14 protein-coding genes are annotated in these 17,068 nt (G+C 70.1%); 11 read left to right on the forward strand and 3 right to left on the reverse strand.

Annotated features, from left to right (window positions below):
* The first annotated feature begins 2 nt into the window (after positions 1-2).
* The 8 genes from nadC to ACICHK_RS22255 all read left to right on the forward strand — a co-directional run bounded on the left by nadC (position 3) and on the right by ACICHK_RS22255 (position 6,277).
* The gene (gene nadC, locus ACICHK_RS22220) at positions 3-980 is read left to right on the forward strand and encodes a carboxylating nicotinate-nucleotide diphosphorylase (protein WP_406838266.1); all 978 of its coding nucleotides are present in this window, start codon (positions 3-5) and stop codon (positions 978-980) included.
* A gap of 8 nt (positions 981-988) precedes the next feature.
* Positions 989-1,786 (forward strand): type III pantothenate kinase, encoded by a 798-nt coding sequence (locus tag ACICHK_RS22225; protein WP_406838267.1) that lies wholly within the window; start codon positions 989-991, stop codon positions 1,784-1,786.
* Positions 1,787-1,903: 117 nt separating this feature from the next.
* The gene (locus tag ACICHK_RS22230) at positions 1,904-3,547 is read left to right on the forward strand and encodes a hypothetical protein (RefSeq protein WP_406838268.1); all 1,644 of its coding nucleotides are present in this window, start codon (positions 1,904-1,906) and stop codon (positions 3,545-3,547) included.
* A gap of 131 nt (positions 3,548-3,678) precedes the next feature.
* Complete coding sequence (locus tag ACICHK_RS22235; protein WP_225860993.1) at positions 3,679-4,305, forward strand: hypothetical protein; 627 nt, start codon at positions 3,679-3,681, stop codon at positions 4,303-4,305.
* Between the two features lie 13 nt (positions 4,306-4,318).
* Positions 4,319-4,504, forward strand: a complete 186-nt coding sequence (locus tag ACICHK_RS22240) for a hypothetical protein (protein WP_151474316.1) — start codon at positions 4,319-4,321, stop codon at positions 4,502-4,504.
* Between the two features lie 213 nt (positions 4,505-4,717).
* Entirely contained in the window at positions 4,718-5,134 is a 417-nt protein-coding gene (locus ACICHK_RS22245) for a BlaI/MecI/CopY family transcriptional regulator (RefSeq protein ID WP_406838269.1), read from the forward strand.
* A gap of 9 nt (positions 5,135-5,143) precedes the next feature.
* Complete coding sequence (locus ACICHK_RS22250) at positions 5,144-5,713, forward strand: amino-acid N-acetyltransferase (RefSeq protein ID WP_406838270.1); 570 nt, start codon at positions 5,144-5,146, stop codon at positions 5,711-5,713.
* A 228-nt stretch (positions 5,714-5,941) separates the two neighbouring features.
* Positions 5,942-6,277 carry an Lsr2 family protein gene (locus ACICHK_RS22255; protein WP_406838271.1) on the forward strand — a complete coding sequence of 112 codons (336 nt, stop codon included), beginning with the start codon at positions 5,942-5,944 and terminating at the stop codon, positions 6,275-6,277.
* On the opposite strand, the gene ACICHK_RS22260 is transcribed toward ACICHK_RS22255, so the two are convergent.
* A complete protein-coding gene (locus ACICHK_RS22260) occupies positions 6,256-7,026 on the reverse strand; it encodes an SCO3374 family protein (protein ID WP_406838272.1) in 771 nt (256 codons plus the stop codon). The genes ACICHK_RS22255 and ACICHK_RS22260 overlap by 22 nt on opposite strands.
* Positions 7,027-7,516: 490 nt before the next feature.
* Here ACICHK_RS22260 and ACICHK_RS22265 point away from each other — a divergent pair, with 490 nt between their 5' ends.
* Entirely contained in the window at positions 7,517-10,042 is a 2,526-nt protein-coding gene (locus tag ACICHK_RS22265; RefSeq protein WP_103552418.1) for an ATP-dependent Clp protease ATP-binding subunit, read from the forward strand.
* Positions 10,043-10,158: 116 nt separating this feature from the next.
* Here the strand turns inward: ACICHK_RS22265 and ACICHK_RS22270 are convergent, their stop codons facing one another.
* Positions 10,159-13,284, reverse strand: a complete 3,126-nt coding sequence (locus ACICHK_RS22270) for an NACHT domain-containing protein (protein WP_406838273.1) — start codon at positions 13,282-13,284, stop codon at positions 10,159-10,161.
* A gap of 558 nt (positions 13,285-13,842) precedes the next feature.
* Here ACICHK_RS22270 and ACICHK_RS22275 point away from each other — a divergent pair.
* Entirely contained in the window at positions 13,843-14,523 is a 681-nt protein-coding gene (locus tag ACICHK_RS22275) for a M23 family metallopeptidase (RefSeq protein ID WP_406838274.1), read from the forward strand.
* A 139-nt stretch (positions 14,524-14,662) separates the two neighbouring features.
* Here ACICHK_RS22275 and ACICHK_RS22280 read toward each other — a convergent pair whose 3' ends face one another.
* The gene (locus tag ACICHK_RS22280; protein ID WP_406838275.1) at positions 14,663-15,262 is read right to left on the reverse strand and encodes a TetR/AcrR family transcriptional regulator; all 600 of its coding nucleotides are present in this window, start codon (positions 15,260-15,262) and stop codon (positions 14,663-14,665) included.
* Between the two features lie 181 nt (positions 15,263-15,443).
* On the opposite strand from ACICHK_RS22280, the gene ACICHK_RS22285 reads away from it, so the two are divergent.
* On the forward strand, positions 15,444-17,057 hold the full coding sequence (locus tag ACICHK_RS22285; protein ID WP_406838276.1) for an MDR family MFS transporter: 1,614 nt from the start codon (positions 15,444-15,446) through the stop codon (positions 17,055-17,057).
* The last annotated feature ends 11 nt before the right edge of the window (positions 17,058-17,068 follow it).

The following is a 17,068-nucleotide window of genomic DNA, read 5'->3' on the forward strand; positions in this document are numbered from 1 at the left end:
AAGTGAGCACCCACGACCTTCCCCTCGCCGAGAGCGGCGGCTGCGGCGACGGCTGCGGCTGTGGCGCAGACATGGACGAGGCGTACATGGAGTGCGGCCTCGATCCCGCTCTCGCCCAGCTCCTCGCCGACGCCGGTCTCGACCCCCTGGAGGTCGAGGACATCGCGAACGTGGCGATCCAGGAGGACCTCGACCACGGCGTGGACGTGACGACGGTCGCGACCATCCCCGAGGACGCCGTCTCCACCGGCGACTTCACCGCCCGGGACGCGGGCGTCGTCGCGGGCCTGCGCGTCGCCGAGGCCGTCCTGTCCGTGGTCTGCACCGACGAGTTCGAGGTCGAGCGGCACGTCGAGGACGGCGACACGGTCGAGGCCGGCCAGAAGCTGCTGAGCGTCACCACGCGCACCCGCGACCTGCTGACGGCCGAACGCAGCGCCCTCAACCTCCTGTGCCGCCTGTCCGGCATCGCGACCGCCACGCGCGCGTGGGCGGACGCCCTGGAGGGCACCGAGACGCGGGTGCGGGACACCCGCAAGACCACACCGGGCCTGCGCTCCCTGGAGAAGTTCGCGGTGCGCTGCGGCGGCGGCGTCAACCACCGCATGTCGCTGTCCGACGCGGCGCTGGTCAAGGACAACCACGTGGTCGCCGCGGGCGGCGTGGCCGAGGCCTTCAAGGCCGTGCGGGAGATGTTCCCGGAGGTCCCGGTCGAGGTCGAGGTGGACACCCTGCACCAGCTGCGCGACGTCGTGGACGCGGGCGCCGACCTGATCCTGCTGGACAACTTCACGCCCGTCGAGTGCGAGGAGGCGGTCGCCCTCGTCGCCGGCCGTGCCCTCCTGGAGGCGTCCGGCCGGCTCACCCTCGCCAACGCCGGGGCCTACGCGAAGACGGGCGTCGACTTCCTGGCGGTGGGCGCGCTCACGCACTCCTCCCCGATCCTCGACATCGGCCTCGACCTGCGAGCGGCGGAGTAACCCCGGCCATGCTGCTGACCATCGACGTGGGCAACACCCACACGGTCCTCGGCCTCTTCGACGGTGAGGAGATCGTCGAGCACTGGCGCATCTCCACCGACTCGCGCCGTACCGCCGACGAACTCGCCGTGCTGCTGCAGGGCCTCATGGGCATGCATCCGCTGCTCGGCGAGGAACTCGGCGACGGCATCGACGGCATCGCGATCTGCGCGACCGTGCCGTCCGTGCTGCACGAGCTGCGCGAGGTGACGCGGCGCTACTACGGCGACGTCCCCGCCGTCCTCGTCGAGCCCGGCGTCAAGACGGGCGTGCCGATCCTCACGGACAACCCCAAGGAGGTCGGCGCCGACCGGATCATCAACGCCGTGGCGGCCGTCGAGCTGTACGGCGGACCGGCGATCGTCGTCGACTTCGGCACCGCGACCACCTTCGACGCGGTGAGCGCGCGGGGCGAGTACGTCGGCGGCGTCATCGCCCCCGGCATCGAGATCTCCGTCGACGCGCTCGGCGTCAAGGGCGCGCAGCTGCGGAAGATCGAGGTGGCCCGGCCGCGCGCGGTGATCGGCAAGAACACCGTCGAGGCGATGCAGTCCGGCATCATCTACGGCTTCGCGGGCCAGGTCGACGGTGTCGTGAACCGGATGGCGCGCGAGCTCGCCGACGACCCCGAGGACGTCACCGTCATCGCCACCGGCGGACTCGCCCCGATGGTCCTCGGCGAGTCCTCGGTGATCGACGAGCACGAGCCGTGGCTGACGCTGATCGGACTGCGCATGGTCTACGAGCGGAACGTCTCCCGCAGCTAGGGCGGCACCGCCGGCTCCGGTTCGTGTGGAGTTCATACAACCTTCTGGTGGGGTTCAGGGTCATCTCGGGTGACTTCGGGGGCGTCCCGAGACCCTGGACCACCAGAGGGAGTTCGGATGAGATTAGTTCCGGCCGCGACCAGGACCGTCGGCAGGAGATGGGCCCGGTCCGCCGTGTGCGCCCTCGCCGCGGCGACGGCCCTGACGGGCCTGTCCACCGGATCGGCGGCGGGGGCGCCCACGCCGCCGGCCGGCACCCGAGTGGTGCTGGAGAGTCCGGCGACCGCGGAGGCCCTCCCGTACGAGTCCTACGGACTTCCGATGGACGTGTGGGTGCTCAACAGGGGGGCGGCGACGCTCGACTCGTACAAGCTCACCGTCGACGCCACCTCGCTCAAGGGCATCGCCGATGTGACGGCGTGCTGGAAGCCGGCGGACCCCGTCCGGGTCTGCGACTCCGACGGAATCATCTCGTCCGACGGGGGCCGCGCCCACAAGATCGATCTGCGGCGCGCGAAGAACGCGGTGGTCGGTGCCTCGGGCGAGATCCGCATGACCGTCGAGTCGCACGGCGTACAGCTCGCGACGCGGACGATCAAGGTGACGGTTCCCGACCCGGGCGTGGTCCTCGACCGGCTGGAGCGCACGCCCGGCGGCGAGAAGGTGAAGCCGGGAACCTCCATGAAGGTGACGAGCGGGTTCACGAACTACGGTGCCACCGCGAAGGACGCCGTGGGTCTCCACATGCTCTACGACGGCCTGACTCCCGACGAGGAGTTCAGCAACTGCGAGTACTCGACCTCCCACGGCACCGCGCACGGCGGTGGCACGGTCTCCTGCGTCTTCGAGGGGTCGTTCGCCGTCGGCGGATCGTACGACCTGGACCTGGGCTCGGTGACCGCCGACACCGCAGAGTTGAACGGATCCCTCTCGGTTTCGTACGGGAAGGCGGAGCACGACTGGGGCGACGAGGCCCACCACCGCGGCACCGGCCGTGAGTTGAGGCCGACGCCCCGGCCCGCCTCCGCGCCCCCGGGGGAGCCGCAGGAGCGAGGGGTCACGAGCTTCCGGATCGACAACACCGCGGACCTCCGGGCCGTGGGCGCCACGGTGCGGCAGAAGAAGGCCGGGGATCCGGTGAGGTTCACGGTGGGCGTGCGCAACGACGGTCCCGCCGGGATGCTCGCCTGGACCGGCAGCGAGCCGGGCGAGGACCCGCCCTACAAGACCCGCGTCTACCTCCCGGCCGGGACGGAGACGGTCACCACTCCCAAGGCCTGCCACGAGTTCACGAAGCACGGCGTCCTCGACTATTACGAGTGCCACGGGGACGTCGACGACTACTGGATCGACCCGGGCCAGTACACGAAGTGGGACTTCGACCTGCGGGTCGTCGATCCCGCCAAGCTGAAGCCGGGCCGGATCACGGTGGATTCGCTGCCGACCGATCCCGACAGGGCCAACAACACCGCGGCGATCGTCGTCCGCGCCCCGGGCGACGGTTCGGGCACGGGCGGTTCGGGCGCGGGCGGTACGAGCGGCGGTTCGACGGGCTCCGGCGGCACGTCCGGGGGCGACGGAAACGGCGGCACGGGCGGCGGTGGCGGCAGCACCACCACGACGACGGGCGGTACCGGGAGCGGCAGCATGGCCGCGACGGGCGCGGGCTCCTCGGTCACGCTCGCGGCAGGGGCGTCGGCGCTGGCCCTGCTCCTGGGCGGCGGCCTGTTCCTCGGCCTGCGTCGTCGGGGGACGCGCTGAGCACCGGGACGCCGTGACGTGACCCTCACGGGCCCTTCCTCCGGACCCCCTGGTCCGAAGGGAGGGCCCGAGCCGCGCCACAAGAATTACATTCTGCTGATTCTTCACATTCAGTGCGTATCGTCACTTTCATGCCCACGCCCTACGGATCCCACGGCGGTATGGCGTTCGGCGCGGAGGAGCTGCGCGTGCTCCGCCGTGCCCTCGCCCTCGCCCTGCACCCCAGCCCGGTCTCCGCCGAGGACGTCCAGAACTGCCTCCGCCTCGCCGAGTCCGTCGACGAGGCGGCCCGCGAGGGGGCCAGGCTCCGGGCCTTCCTGCTGGCCGACCTCGTCCGCTACCGGGCCGCGCTGCCGGGCACCGCGGCCGGCTACTTCGCCCTCCTGGAGGAGGTCCTCGCCTCCGGCTACCGGCCGGAGGCCGACGACCTCGCCGCGCTCCGCGCGCTGCGCGGCAACCCCGTCGCGGCGGCCCTCCTGGACCGCTGCCGGGTCCTCGCCGAGCAGGACGTGCGCGCCCGGCTCGCGGGCCGCGCGGTCGCCTCGGTGCCCCCGTCCCGCACCCGGCTGCTGGCCCTGCCCGGCGGCCGTGCCGCCGAGGAGCCCGACCGGAAGAGCGAGCCGAACCCGCGGCCCCAGCCGCCGGTCAGGACGCCCCGCCCGGACCGGCCCGTCCCCACCCCGGGCGAGGTCTTCCCGCCGAGGCGCAAACCGGGACCGCCTCCGGCCGACCCGGCGCAGCGGCTCGCGGCGGGCTAGCTACTCTGGGGACATGGACTACGTCTCCGCGCTCGTGCCCCCGGTAGTGATGGCCGTGTTCTTCATCGGGCTCATCGTGACGATCGTGAGGAGCCAGGGCGGGGCCAACAAGGCCAAGGAGGACGGGGTCGTCGACGCCGCCCTCGCGCGCGTGGAGGCCGCCCGGCAGACCCCGGCCCCCAAGGACACCGGGGCCTGAGCCCGGGGCGGCCCCACGCCCGCCCCGGGGCCCCTCCCGCGCACGGCCCCCGTCCCCTCCCGCGTACGGCCGCCCCGGGCCGGACCGCGCCGTCACCGGCGTACGACTCGGACGTTTCCCACGTCCTTCGAGTCGTACGCCCTTTTTGTTGGCCCTCTCCCACTATTGTTCTGAACTGTGCCTCGCCCATTGGGAGAACTCGAAGACGCGGTCATGACGCGGGTGTGGAAGTGGAACCGCCCGGTGACCGTTCGGGAAGTCCTGGAAGACCTTCAACGGGAACGGTCCATCGCGTACACCACGGTGATGACCGTTTTGGACAATCTCCATCAGAAGGGCTGGGTGCGCCGCGAAGCGGAAGGCCGGGCCTATCGATATGAGGCGGTCTCCACGCGGGCGGCCTACTCGGCGGCGCTGATGAACGACGCCTGGTCGCAGAGCGACAACCCCGCGGCCGCTCTCGTCGCCTTCTTCGGGATGATGAGCGAGGAACAGCGGGTGGCGCTCAGGGATGCCGTACGCATCGTGCAAGGGCCGGAACCACAAGTCTCCGAACCCGCCGAAAGGCCGCCGGCGCCCGGGCCCTCCGAGGAGAACCCCGCCGCCGACGGGGACCCCTCCGGGCGATAGCGTCCGCTCATGTCAGCAGAGCATCCCGCGGAGGTTCCGGCAGAGCTTCCGGCGGAGCATCCCGAAGTCACCGCAAAAGCCGTCACCGTCCGGCGGGCCAGGACCAGCGATGTCCCGGCCGTACGACGACTCCTCGACGCGAACGTGCGCCGCCGTATCCTGCTCGACAAAGCCACCGTCACCCTTTACGAGGACATCCAGGAGTTCTGGGTCGCGGAACGCGACGACAACGCCGAGGTGGTCGGCTGCGGGGCCCTGCACGTGATGTGGGAAGACCTCGCCGAAGTCCGCACCCTCGCGGTGAACCCCACGGTCAAGGGCATGGGCGTCGGTCATCAGTTGCTGGAGAAGTTGCTCCAGACCGCCCGCTGGCTCGGTGTTCGACGGGTTTTCTGCCTCACCTTCGAAGTCGGCTTCTTCGCGAAGCACGGCTTCGTGGAGATCGGTGAGACACCCGTCGACACCGATGTCTACGCCGAGCTCCTGCGTTCCTATGACGAGGGCGTCGCGGAGTTCCTCGGTCTCGAACGAGTGAAACCGAACACCTTGGGCAACAGCCGGATGCTTCTGCATCTGTGATCGCGGCCGGCTATTCCGGCGGAGTGCGATGCCCGCGTTCCCTATGTCCGAAACGCGCACGTTTCCGGGCGGGCGGAGTCCCATGAGTCTCCGCCAGGGGTTTGTGTTTTTCCGGCAAAAGCGGTTTGCTTTCCGACGTACTGCAGTACTGCATATAACAAGGGACGGCGAAACGGCGGACGCCGCGGGGCCCTCCTTGCCCTGAAGTTATCGATGAAAGGAAATCCGGTGGCACAGAAGGTTCAGGTCCTTCTTGTCGACGACCTCGACGGTGGCGAGGCGGACGAGACCGTGACGTTCGCGCTGGACGGCAAGACGTACGAAATCGATCTCACGACCGCCAATGCGGACAAGCTCCGTGGTCTTCTCGACCCCTACCTCAAGGGCGGCCGTCGTACCGGAGGCCGTGCTGCGGGCGGACGCGGAAAGGCCCGCGTGGCTTCCGGCGGCAGCCAGGACACCGCGCAGATCCGCGCCTGGGCGAAGGAGAACAACCTGGAGGTCAACGACCGCGGCCGTGTTCCCGCGTCCATCCGCGAGGCCTACGAGAAGGCCAACGGCTGAGCGCACGCGCGCCGCAGCCGCACGCGGTGGCACTGCGTCGCCATCGTCTGCACCAGTCGTACGAGATCGGGGGCGCCCCCAACGCCCCCGCCGCCCAGTGCCGACAGCGTCGGCAGGGCCGGCTCCACCTCGCGGCCGGGCTCAGGGGGCCGCAGCCAGCGGGCGGCCCCTCCCGGGTCCCTCCGCGTTCGCGGACCGGCGGGCGGCCGCTCCCCGGGGCGGGCCCCCGGACGGTCCTCGGACCGGGTCCCGGACCCGCCCGGCAGCGGGGCGAAGGGGCCCGGCGACGCCGGGGCCCCGGGATCCGGTGACACCGGGACGCCGGGATCCGGTGACACCGGGACGCCGGGATCCGGTGACACCGGGACGCCGGGATCCGGTGACACCGGGACGCCGGGATCCGGTGACACCGGGACGCCGGGATCCGGTGACACCGGGACGCCGGGATCCGGCGGTGGGGGAGCCTCGACGCTCCCGCCCGCGCCGATCGCCGTGAGATCCAGCGCGAGAGCGCCCCACTCCAGCCAGTCGAGCAGCCCCGGCAGCTCCTCCGCGCTCCCCGCGGCCACCAGCAGCCGCATCCGCTCCCCGTGCAGAGCCACCGGGGACGCCGGCCCCAGATGCCGCAGCGCCGGGAATCCCGCCTCCGCCGGCACCTCCAGGACGTCGAAGCGCAGCCCCGTGACCAGCCGCACCGGCGATCCGGGCACTGCCGTCCAGCCCAGTTCGTTCTCGTACCACCGGCACACCGGATCGGCCGGATCGCCCGGATCGAAAGGCCGGCGAGGGACAGGGACGGCGGGAACCATGCAAGGAGCAACCGCGGGAAGACCCCCGGAGTTACGCTGGGCGTTTCCGCGAACGCGAAGAGTTCCGGGAAAAGGGGCGCGAGGAAGCGTTCGACCGGGCATCGATGTTCGCCCGTAGCTGAGGGAACCGGTGCGCGCGGCATGGACTGTCGGTGCGTGCGGGTAAGACATGCCTAGTGGGAGGGGCGACACGCAGGACTTGGGCATCTCACGTTCGCCATCGGCGTACAGCGGGAGAGGGTATCTGCCTGGCCTGCGGGAACATCGTCTCGCACCATCGGGTTGGAGCAGATGTCGGCGTTCGGGGTCAGGAGGCCAAGGACGGTGTCGGCAGTTGGAATGAGCGGTCCCCGCTTGCGGGACTAAGCTGCGGAAGGACAGGGAGGGGAGCGTCCCCTTACTGCCTGACCGCTCTGAGGAGCGATTAACGATGTTCGAGAGGTTCACCGACCGCGCGCGGCGGGTTGTCGTCCTGGCTCAGGAAGAAGCCCGGATGCTCAACCACAACTACATCGGCACCGAGCACATCCTCCTGGGCCTGATCCACGAGGGTGAGGGTGTCGCCGCTAAGGCCCTGGAGAGCCTCGGGATTTCGCTCGAGGCGGTCCGCCAGCAGGTGGAGGAGATCATCGGCCAGGGCCAGCAGGCCCCCTCCGGCCACATCCCCTTCACCCCCCGTGCCAAGAAGGTCCTGGAGCTGTCGCTCCGCGAGGCCCTTCAGCTGGGCCACAACTACATCGGCACGGAGCACATCCTGCTCGGCCTGATCCGTGAGGGCGAGGGCGTCGCCGCCCAGGTCCTGGTCAAGCTGGGCGCAGACCTCAACCGGGTGCGGCAGCAGGTGATCCAGCTGCTCTCCGGCTACCAGGGCAAGGAGACCGCCACCGCCGGCGGTCCTGCCGAGGGCACCCCCTCCACGTCCCTGGTCCTCGACCAGTTCGGCCGGAACCTCACCCAGGCCGCTCGTGAGTCCAAGCTCGACCCGGTCATCGGGCGCGAGAAGGAGATCGAGCGGGTCATGCAGGTGCTGTCCCGCCGCACGAAGAACAACCCGGTGCTCATCGGTGAGCCCGGCGTCGGCAAGACCGCCGTCGTCGAGGGCCTCGCCCAGGCCATCGTCAAGGGCGAGGTGCCCGAGACCCTCAAGGACAAGCACCTCTACACCCTCGACCTCGGCGCGCTGGTCGCCGGCTCCCGCTACCGCGGTGACTTCGAGGAGCGCCTGAAGAAGGTCCTCAAGGAGATCCGCACCCGCGGCGACATCATCCTGTTCATCGACGAGCTGCACACGCTGGTCGGTGCGGGTGCCGCCGAGGGCGCCATCGACGCCGCTTCGATCCTGAAGCCGATGCTGGCCCGCGGTGAGCTCCAGACCATCGGCGCGACCACCCTGGACGAGTACCGCAAGCACCTCGAGAAGGACGCGGCCCTCGAGCGCCGCTTCCAGCCGATCCAGGTGGCGGAGCCTTCCCTCCCCCACACGATCGAGATCCTCAAGGGTCTGCGCGACCGGTACGAGGCCCACCACCGTGTGTCCATCACGGACGAGGCCCTGGTGCAGGCGGCGACGCTCGCCGACCGGTACATCTCGGACCGCTTCCTGCCCGACAAGGCGATCGACCTGATCGACGAGGCGGGCTCCCGGATGCGCATCCGCCGGATGACCGCGCCGCCGGACCTCCGCGAGTTCGACGAGAAGATCGCGGGCGTGCGCCGCGACAAGGAGTCGGCCATCGACTCCCAGGACTTCGAGAAGGCGGCCTCTCTCCGCGACAAGGAGAAGCAGCTGCTGGCGGCGAAGGCCAAGCGCGAGAAGGAGTGGAAGGCCGGCGACATGGACGTCGTGGCCGAGGTCGACGGCGAGCTGATCGCCGAGGTCCTGGCCACCGCCACCGGCATCCCGGTCTTCAAGCTGACCGAGGAGGAGTCCTCGCGTCTGCTGCGCATGGAGGACGAGCTCCACAAGCGGGTCATCGGCCAGAAGGACGCCATCAAGGCGCTCTCGCAGGCGATCCGCCGTACGCGAGCGGGTCTGAAGGACCCGAAGCGTCCCGGTGGTTCCTTCATCTTCGCCGGCCCCTCGGGCGTCGGTAAGACGGAGCTGTCGAAGACCCTCGCGGAGTTCCTCTTCGGTGACGAGGACGCGCTGATCTCCCTCGACATGTCGGAGTTCAGCGAGAAGCACACGGTCTCGCGTCTCTTCGGTTCGCCCCCCGGTTACGTGGGCTACGAGGAGGGCGGCCAGCTGACCGAGAAGGTGCGCCGCAAGCCGTTCTCCGTCGTCCTCTTCGACGAGGTCGAGAAGGCCCACCCGGACATCTTCAACTCGCTGCTGCAGATCCTGGAGGACGGTCGTCTGACCGACTCCCAGGGCCGGGTCGTGGACTTCAAGAACACGGTCATCATCATGACGACCAACCTCGGCACCCGGGACATCTCCAAGGGCTTCAACCTCGGCTTCGCGGCCGTGGGCGACGTCAAGACCAACTACGACCGGATGAAGGCCAAGGTCAACGAGGAGCTGAAGCAGCACTTCCGCCCCGAGTTCCTGAACCGTGTCGACGACACGGTGGTCTTCCACCAGCTGACCGAGGAAGACATCATCCAGATCGTCGACCTCATGATCGCCAAGGTCGACGAGCGTCTGAAGGACCGGGACATGGGCATCGAGCTCAGCCCGACCGCCAAGTCGCTCCTCGCCAAGAAGGGCTACGACCCCGTCCTGGGCGCCCGGCCGCTGCGCCGGACCATCCAGCGCGAGATCGAGGACGTCCTCTCGGAGAAGATCCTCTTCGGCGAGCTGCGTCCCGGCCACATCGTGGTCGTCGACACGGAGGGCGAGGGCGAGGCCAAGACCTTCACCTTCCGGGGTGAGGAGAAGTCGGCGCTCCCCGACGTCCCGCCGATCGAGCAGGCCGCCGGCGGTGCCGGTCCCAACCTGAGCAAGGAGGCGTGACCTCCGGGTCCGCCTGAAAAGGGGCTGCCCCGGGACTCCGGTCCCGGGGCAGCCCCTTTTCCCGTGCGCGCGGAGCCGCGCGCGGAAGTTCCCGCGCGGGGACTCCCGCGCGGGAGTCATAGAACGCTCTGCGTCGTGGTCGCGGTGTGTTCGCCCGGCAATTGACCCGAGAGATGTTCCGGCACGCCTCCGATGTCGAAATCGAGGACGAAATCGACCGTCCGCAGATTCGGCAGCAGGGCCCTCAGCCGGGAAAGGTCCTCGTCCCCCGCCAGTTTCCTCAGTTCCAGGTGTTCGACGGACGGCAGCGGCGGCGCCGACGCGAGGGCTTCCAGCGCGGCCCGGTTGATCCGCAGTTCTCGGAGTTCCGGCAGGGCGGCGACCTCGGACCAGTCGTCCGGGCCGAGCTCCCCGGGCACCCGGCTCAGCCACAGGGTGTGCAGCGACCGCCAGTGGCGCAGCCCCCGCAGCCCGGTCTCCCGCAGGACGTCATGGCCGAAGGAGAGGACCTCCAGCGGCGAGTCCGGCGGGAGCGCCTCGGTCAGGGAGCGTCCCGCGAGCCGGTGTCCGACGTTCAGCTCACGCAGGGACCTCAGCCCCGTCAGACCGCCGGGTGCCCGGGTGCTGCCCCGGGCCGCCAGGAGGGACAGCACCCGCAGGGGCAGTTCCCCGAGGGGAGTGAGGTCGTCGACCCCCGTGCACTGGTCGAGGCTGAGCTGCTCCAGCCGCCGCTGGCCGGCCAGGAAGTCCAGGTCCCGCAGCCGGCTGTTGTACCGCAGCGCCAGATGCGTCACCCGGCCGGGCGGCAGGCAGGAGCGCAGCTCCGCGGAGTCGATGTCACCGACGATCTGCAGCCTGGACCTGCCGCCCAGTTCACGCAGGGCGTGGAGCTGGCCGGCCGAGTGAGCGGTGAAGTACAGGCCCTCCGGGTCCAGTCCGGCGATGACCTCGGCCGCGTAGCGCTCGGTGTCGAACCGGTGCCACGCCCAGGTGAGCTGGGCCCGCACGGACAGGGCCGGGTGGGAGCGGAAGCGCGCCAGTACGGGGACGGCCGCGTCGGTGCCGATCAGGGAGGCGGTGATCACGACGCCCCGGGCCTCGGCCTCGGTCAGCCCCTCCGGTCCCGGCAGCAGTTCCAGGACGAGGGGACCCACCTCGGCCAGGGCGCGGGCCTCCGCGGCCGATCCCGGCGGGACGAGGGCCGCCGCGTCGTCCTCCACGGCGGCCCGCACCTCGGGCGCGAGCTGTGTGGCGTGCTCCAGCGAGGCGAGGGCGAGGAGCCGTACCCGGGCCGCGGCCGCCCCGTCGAGCCGTGGCGCCGCCGCGGTCATGGAGCCCAGCAGTTCGGCCCGTTCGCGCGGCCGGGCGTGGGCGACGGCCATCCGGATCACGTCCGCCCACTGGGACTCCCCGGCGTTGCGCACCAGCAGCCCGAAGTCCCCGTCCTCCACGGCCGCCTTGGCGCCCAGGTAGTCCTGGAAGGTGCGGTGGACGAACTCCACCGTGCCCGGGGTGGGTTCACGCAGGAGGCCGCTGCGGACGACGAGGTGGCGCAGGATCCGTGAGGCGTCGCCCTGCCGGGCGGCGGCCGGGAGGGAGGGCAGGAGGTCGGCGACGATGCGTTCGGCGCGCTCCCGGTCCACCTCCACCCGGTTGTTGCGGACGAGCCAGTAGGCGAGCCGCTGCAGCAGCTGGATCTGCGGGAGTTCCGTGAGCCGGACGCCGTCGTGACCGCTCGCGCCGGCGAACATGTCGCGCTCCTCGTCGCGGCGCGACAGCAGCATGGAGAGTGCGGCGTCGTACAACTCCTTTCTGCCGTGAGGCAGATAGCCCCGCCGGTCGCGGTGCAGCGCGCAGATCAAACCGCACATCAGGGGATTGGTGGCGAGGCGGCCGAGGTCCTGCTTGGTGCGGACGGCGTCGAGGAGGGAACGCTCGTAGCCGTCGAGCCGGTCCGTGTCGGGGGCGTCCAGGCGTGCCGCGGCGTGCCAGCGGCGGATGAACGCGGTCACGTCGTCGCCGGTCATCGGCGAGAGCACGAGTTCGGTGAAGCCGTCGGACGCGAGCCAGTCCTCCCGTACGGCCGAGGGGCGGGAGGTGACCAGCCACTGGTTGCCGGGGTAGGCGTCGAGGAGTTCGCGCAGCCAGCGGCGGGTGTGTTCGCGGTCACGTTCGGGGATCTCGTCGAGTCCGTCGATCAGCAGCAGGCCGCGGCCGTGGCGGAGCACCCGGTCGGCCCAGCCGTCCGGCTGGGTGGCGTGGAAGGGGACACGGACCGCGGACAGGAACGCGTCGGGAGCCGGAAGGCCGTCGGGACGGCGGACGAGGGTGCGCAGCGGGAGGACGAAGGGGATGCGGTCCCCCCGCTCCCCGCGGGCCGCGGTCACCGCCAGCCACTGCACGAGCGTGGTCTTGCCGGAACCGGCCACACCGCGCAGGAGGACGAGGTCCTGTTCCGACAGGGCCTGTTCGGCGGGGAGCGGGGCGCCGGCGGCGGGGACACCCCCGGGCCCGGCGCTCTGTTCGTCGTCCCCGGGGCGCAGGGACTGGAGGCTGAGGTAGGCGGCGTCGAGGGGCCAGCGCTCCGGGGAGTCGACGAGATCGATGCCGTAGATGGTGAGGTGGCCGTGCCGGGTGCCGACATGGGCGAGGTAGCGCTGCTCGAAGGCCTGGTCGGTGCCGCCCGTCATGGGGGTGCGCGCGATCAGTTCGTCCACCTTGGCGATCAGCTCGCGCTGTCTGCGGCTCTGCTCCACGAGGGTGCGGGGGACAAACGTCGAGCGCTGGGTGAAGAAGTGCAGGATGTGGAGGCAGGCGGTGTCGAGCAGCCCCTCGTGGAACACGGCCGCGTCGAGGGACAGGTCCCGGTCGGGGTTCCCGGCGGCGGCGCGCAGCCGCAGGGCGAGCGCCCGGTGGCCGAGCTCCACCGCCTGGACGTCCGTCATGGTGAGGTCGCCCAGGGCGCGCAGCGTCGTACCGAGGGCGTGGACGACGGCCGCCTCCTCGTCGGCGGGGAAGGGGCGCTCCCCGCCGCGCAGCGCCCGGCCGACCAGGGCGGCCGAGAGGGCGGCCACTTCCTTCTCCCCGACGGTCCGTTTCTCGCCCTTGAAGGAGACGAGCGCCGATATCCGTACGGGCTTGTCCACGAGCCCCGCTCCCGGGCCCTCGGCCACGAAGAGCTTCCTGACCAGCGGCGCGGCCACGCTCGAGGCCAGGCGCGTGCCGATGGTTACTGGGTCCATGACGATCCCCCGGGAGAGCGTTGAGCCAGAAGGACAACCGTATGTTCTGACAGCCGATCGGCACAGTCGCGCCGTGGGACGTCCGTGAGGGGCCGGCCGGTTCCCCAAAGCCCTTGAGAACAGGGGCCGGAGCGTAGCCCGCGTCACATTCAGGGGGTCCCGGATCCGGTGCCCCGGTGACATGACGCACAGGCGTTCAGGACGGTACTAGGGCGGATAGTGGATATGCGAAAACGGACAAAAAGGACACTCGCCCCAGAGTGGAGAGGGGTGGCGGCGAGTCATCCGAATTGATGGGGTGAGGGATGTTTGGCAAGGGGTGTACGGGTTTGAAGTGGGGTTAAACCCTGCTTTCCGGGCCAAACGGACAAGATCCCCGGCCGGATGTCCGAGGTGTCAAGGTTCGGGAAGTTTTGCGGTTAAGTACTACTTAGCACCGTAGATAGGGGGTTTGAGTGCGGCTGGGGGGCCGGGTTACCAATGAATGGCCCGCTCGGTGGCCAGCACCGCACCGGAGTGGTTGTTCCAAGCCCCCGTCCCCGTTCTCACGAGGTATTCATGTCGAAGCGCGTCACGTCCCGCAAGTCCCTCACGTCCCTGGTCCGCACTCGGGCGGCCGTCGTGGCCGTCAGCCTGGGAGCCTCGGTCGCACTGGGCGCAGGGGTCGCGACCGCCGCCGAAGCGGGCGTCAGCAGCAGCGCCACCGTGGCCAACGCGGTGCAGACCCAGGCCGCCGCCCAGGCCAAGGCCGCCACCGCGAAGAAGGTCGCCGCCACCAAGGCGGCCGTCGCCAAGAAGGCCGCCGCGAAGAAGAAGGCCGCCTCCTGGGTCGACCCGGTCGCGAAGTACTCCCTGTCCGCCAGCTTCAACCAGGCCGGCGGCATGTGGGCCCACAAGCACTCCGGCCAGGACTTCGCCGTGCCGACCGGCACCAACGTCATGGCCGCCCACGGCGGCACCGTCGTCAAGGCGGGCCCCAACGGCGCCGGTGACGGTCCGGCGTACGGCAACGCCGTCGTCATCAAGCACGCCAACGGCAAGTACTCGCAGTACGCCCACCTGTCGCGCGTCGACGTGCACGTCGGCCAGGTCGTCAGCACCGGTCAGCACATAGCCCTGTCCGGCAACACTGGCAACTCCAGTGGCCCGCACCTGCACTTCGAGATCCGTACGACCCCGAACTACGGCTCGGCCGTCAACCCGGTGGCGTTCCTGCACAGCATGGGTGTCACCGTCTGACCCACCCCGCGCCGGTGATCCGGTGCGCGGTCCCGGCATGAAGTGCCGGAGTGGAACAGGGGATCGAGCCCCGGCGCCGAAGAGGCGCCGGGGCTCTACCTGTGTGCGCGGAACGGAATCCGGCGGCCAGGAGGCGCGGCTAGGAGGCTTCGCCCCCGCGGGCCGCCGCGCCCCCGTGAGCCTGTGTCACCAGATCGATGGCGACCTCCAGGACGGCCTTGCGCTTGTCCTCGGGGTCGCCCTCGACGTCTTTCAGGACGAACATGCCGGCGTGCATCGTGAAGAGCGCGCTGATGCAGCGGACCTGGTCGGTCAGCGCCGCCTCGGGCTCCTTGATGATCTCCAGCATGCTGATCATGCGGTCCTTGAAGGTCTCGCCGACGCTCAGCTCGCGCACCGTCGCCTGGTTCTCCTGCATGAAGCGGAAGAGCGGGGACGCGCCGCCGAGGGCGTTGCTGTACCGGCGCAGGACTTCCTGCTTGGTCTCCAGGGTGTGCGGCTGCTGCCCGCCCCACTCGATCAGTTCGTCGAGCGGCCGCGTCAGATCCTCGAAGATGCTGATGAGGATCTCTTCCTTGGTCTTGAAGTGGTAGTAGAGCGCCGCTTTGGTGACGTCGAGGTGTTCGGCGATCTCGCGCAGTGAGGTCTTCTCGTAGCCCTGCTCGGAGAAGAGTTCGAGGGCTACGTCCTGGATGCGCTGCCGGGTGTCGCCCCGGCGCTGCCGCTTGGTGCCGTCCATGATGCCGCCCATCTTCGTATGCCTCGCGCTCCCTTGAAACTTACCTGTCGACCGGCAGGGGAAGCTAGACTTACTTACTTGACGCCCGGCTAGTTGCGGGTTATTTTCCCGAGTGTAGTCAGCTTGCCGGTCGACAAGTAAGTACCGGACGGCGGCAGGGAATCCCAGGGGAGTGGAAACGATGGCGGACGAGACGAAAGCGGCCGAACCGGCCGCGGAAGAGGCCGGGAAACCGGCCGAGGGCCAGAAACAGCAGCGGAGCGTGCGCGTCATCCTGATGGCGCTCATGATCACCATGATGCTCGCGATGCTGGACAACATGATCGTGGGCACCGCGATGCCGACGATCGTCGGCGAGCTGGGCGGTCTGGAGCACCTCTCCTGGGTGGTCACCGGCTACACCCTCGCCACCGCCGCCTCCACCCCCATCTGGGGCAAGGTCGGCGACATGTACGGGCGCAAGGGCGCCTTCCTCACCTCGATCGTGATCTTCCTGATCGGCTCCGCGCTCAGCGGCATGGCCCAGGACATGGGGCAGCTCATCGGCTTCCGTGCCGTCCAGGGCCTGGGCGCCGGCGGTCTGATGGTCGGCGTCATGGCGATCATCGGTGACCTCATCCCGCCCCGCGAGCGCGGCAAGTACCAGGGCATGATGGCCGGCGTGATGGCCTTCGCCATGATCCTCGGCCCGCTGGTCGGCGGTTCCATCACCGACCACTGGGGCTGGCGCTGGTCCTTCTACATCAACCTGCCGCTCGGCGCCGTCGCGCTCGTCGCCGTCACCACCGTGCTGCACCTGCCGAAGAAGCGCGTCCAGGCGAAGATCGACTACCTGGGCGCCGCTCTGCTCGCCCTCGGCATCTCCTCCATCGTGCTCGTCACCACCTGGGGCGGCACCGAGTACGCCTGGGGCTCCGCGCGGATCATGGAGCTGACCGGGATCGGCGTCGCCGCCCTCGTCGGCTTCGTCTTCTGGCAGACCAAGGCCGCCGCGCCGGTCATGCCGCTGCACATCTTCCGCAGCCGCAACTTCACGCTGATGTCGACGATCGGCTTCATCACCGGCTTCGTGATGTTCGGCGCGGTGCTCTTCCTCCCGCTGTACCAGCAGGCCGTGCAGGGCGCCTCCGCCACCAACTCCGGTCTGCTGCTCCTGCCCATGCTCGGCGCCATGCTCGCCGTGTCGATGGTCGCCGGACGCGTCACCACCAACAGCGGCCGCTACAAGGTCTTCCCGCTCGTCGGCAGCGTGCTGATGATCATCGGCCTGTTCCTGCTCTCGCAGATGGACACCGAGACCACGCGCCTCACCTCCGGCCTCTACATGGCGGTGCTCGGCGCGGGCATGGGCTGCCTGATGCAGATCACGATGCTCGTCGCACAGAACAGCGTCGAGATGAAGGACATGGGCGTCGCGTCCTCGTCCACCACGCTCTTCCGCACGCTCGGCTCGTCGTTCGGCGTCGCCATCATGGGCGCGCTGTTCAACCACCGGGTGCAGGACGTCATGGCCGAGCGGGCCGGGGCGCTCGGCTCCAAGATGACCGAGCGGTCGGCGCAGCTCGACGCGGCCAGCCTGGCGAAGCTGCCGGCCGCGGCCCGGGACGCCTACCAGCACGCAGTGTCCGCCGGTACGCACTCCGCGTTCCTGCTCGGCTCCGCGGTCGCCGTGCTCGCGCTGGTGGCGGCGGTGTTCGTGAAGGAGGTCCCGCTGAAGGGGGCGGGAGCTCCCAAGCCCGGCGAGGACGGGGCGCCGGACGAGGCACCCCAGGTCCCGCTCGCCGAGCCGGTCTGACCTGATCGCGG

Origin of the sequence: Streptomyces sp. AHU1 (genome assembly GCF_045343905.1) — a bacterium.
Lineage (GTDB): Bacteria > Actinomycetota > Actinomycetes > Streptomycetales > Streptomycetaceae > Streptomyces > Streptomyces triticiradicis.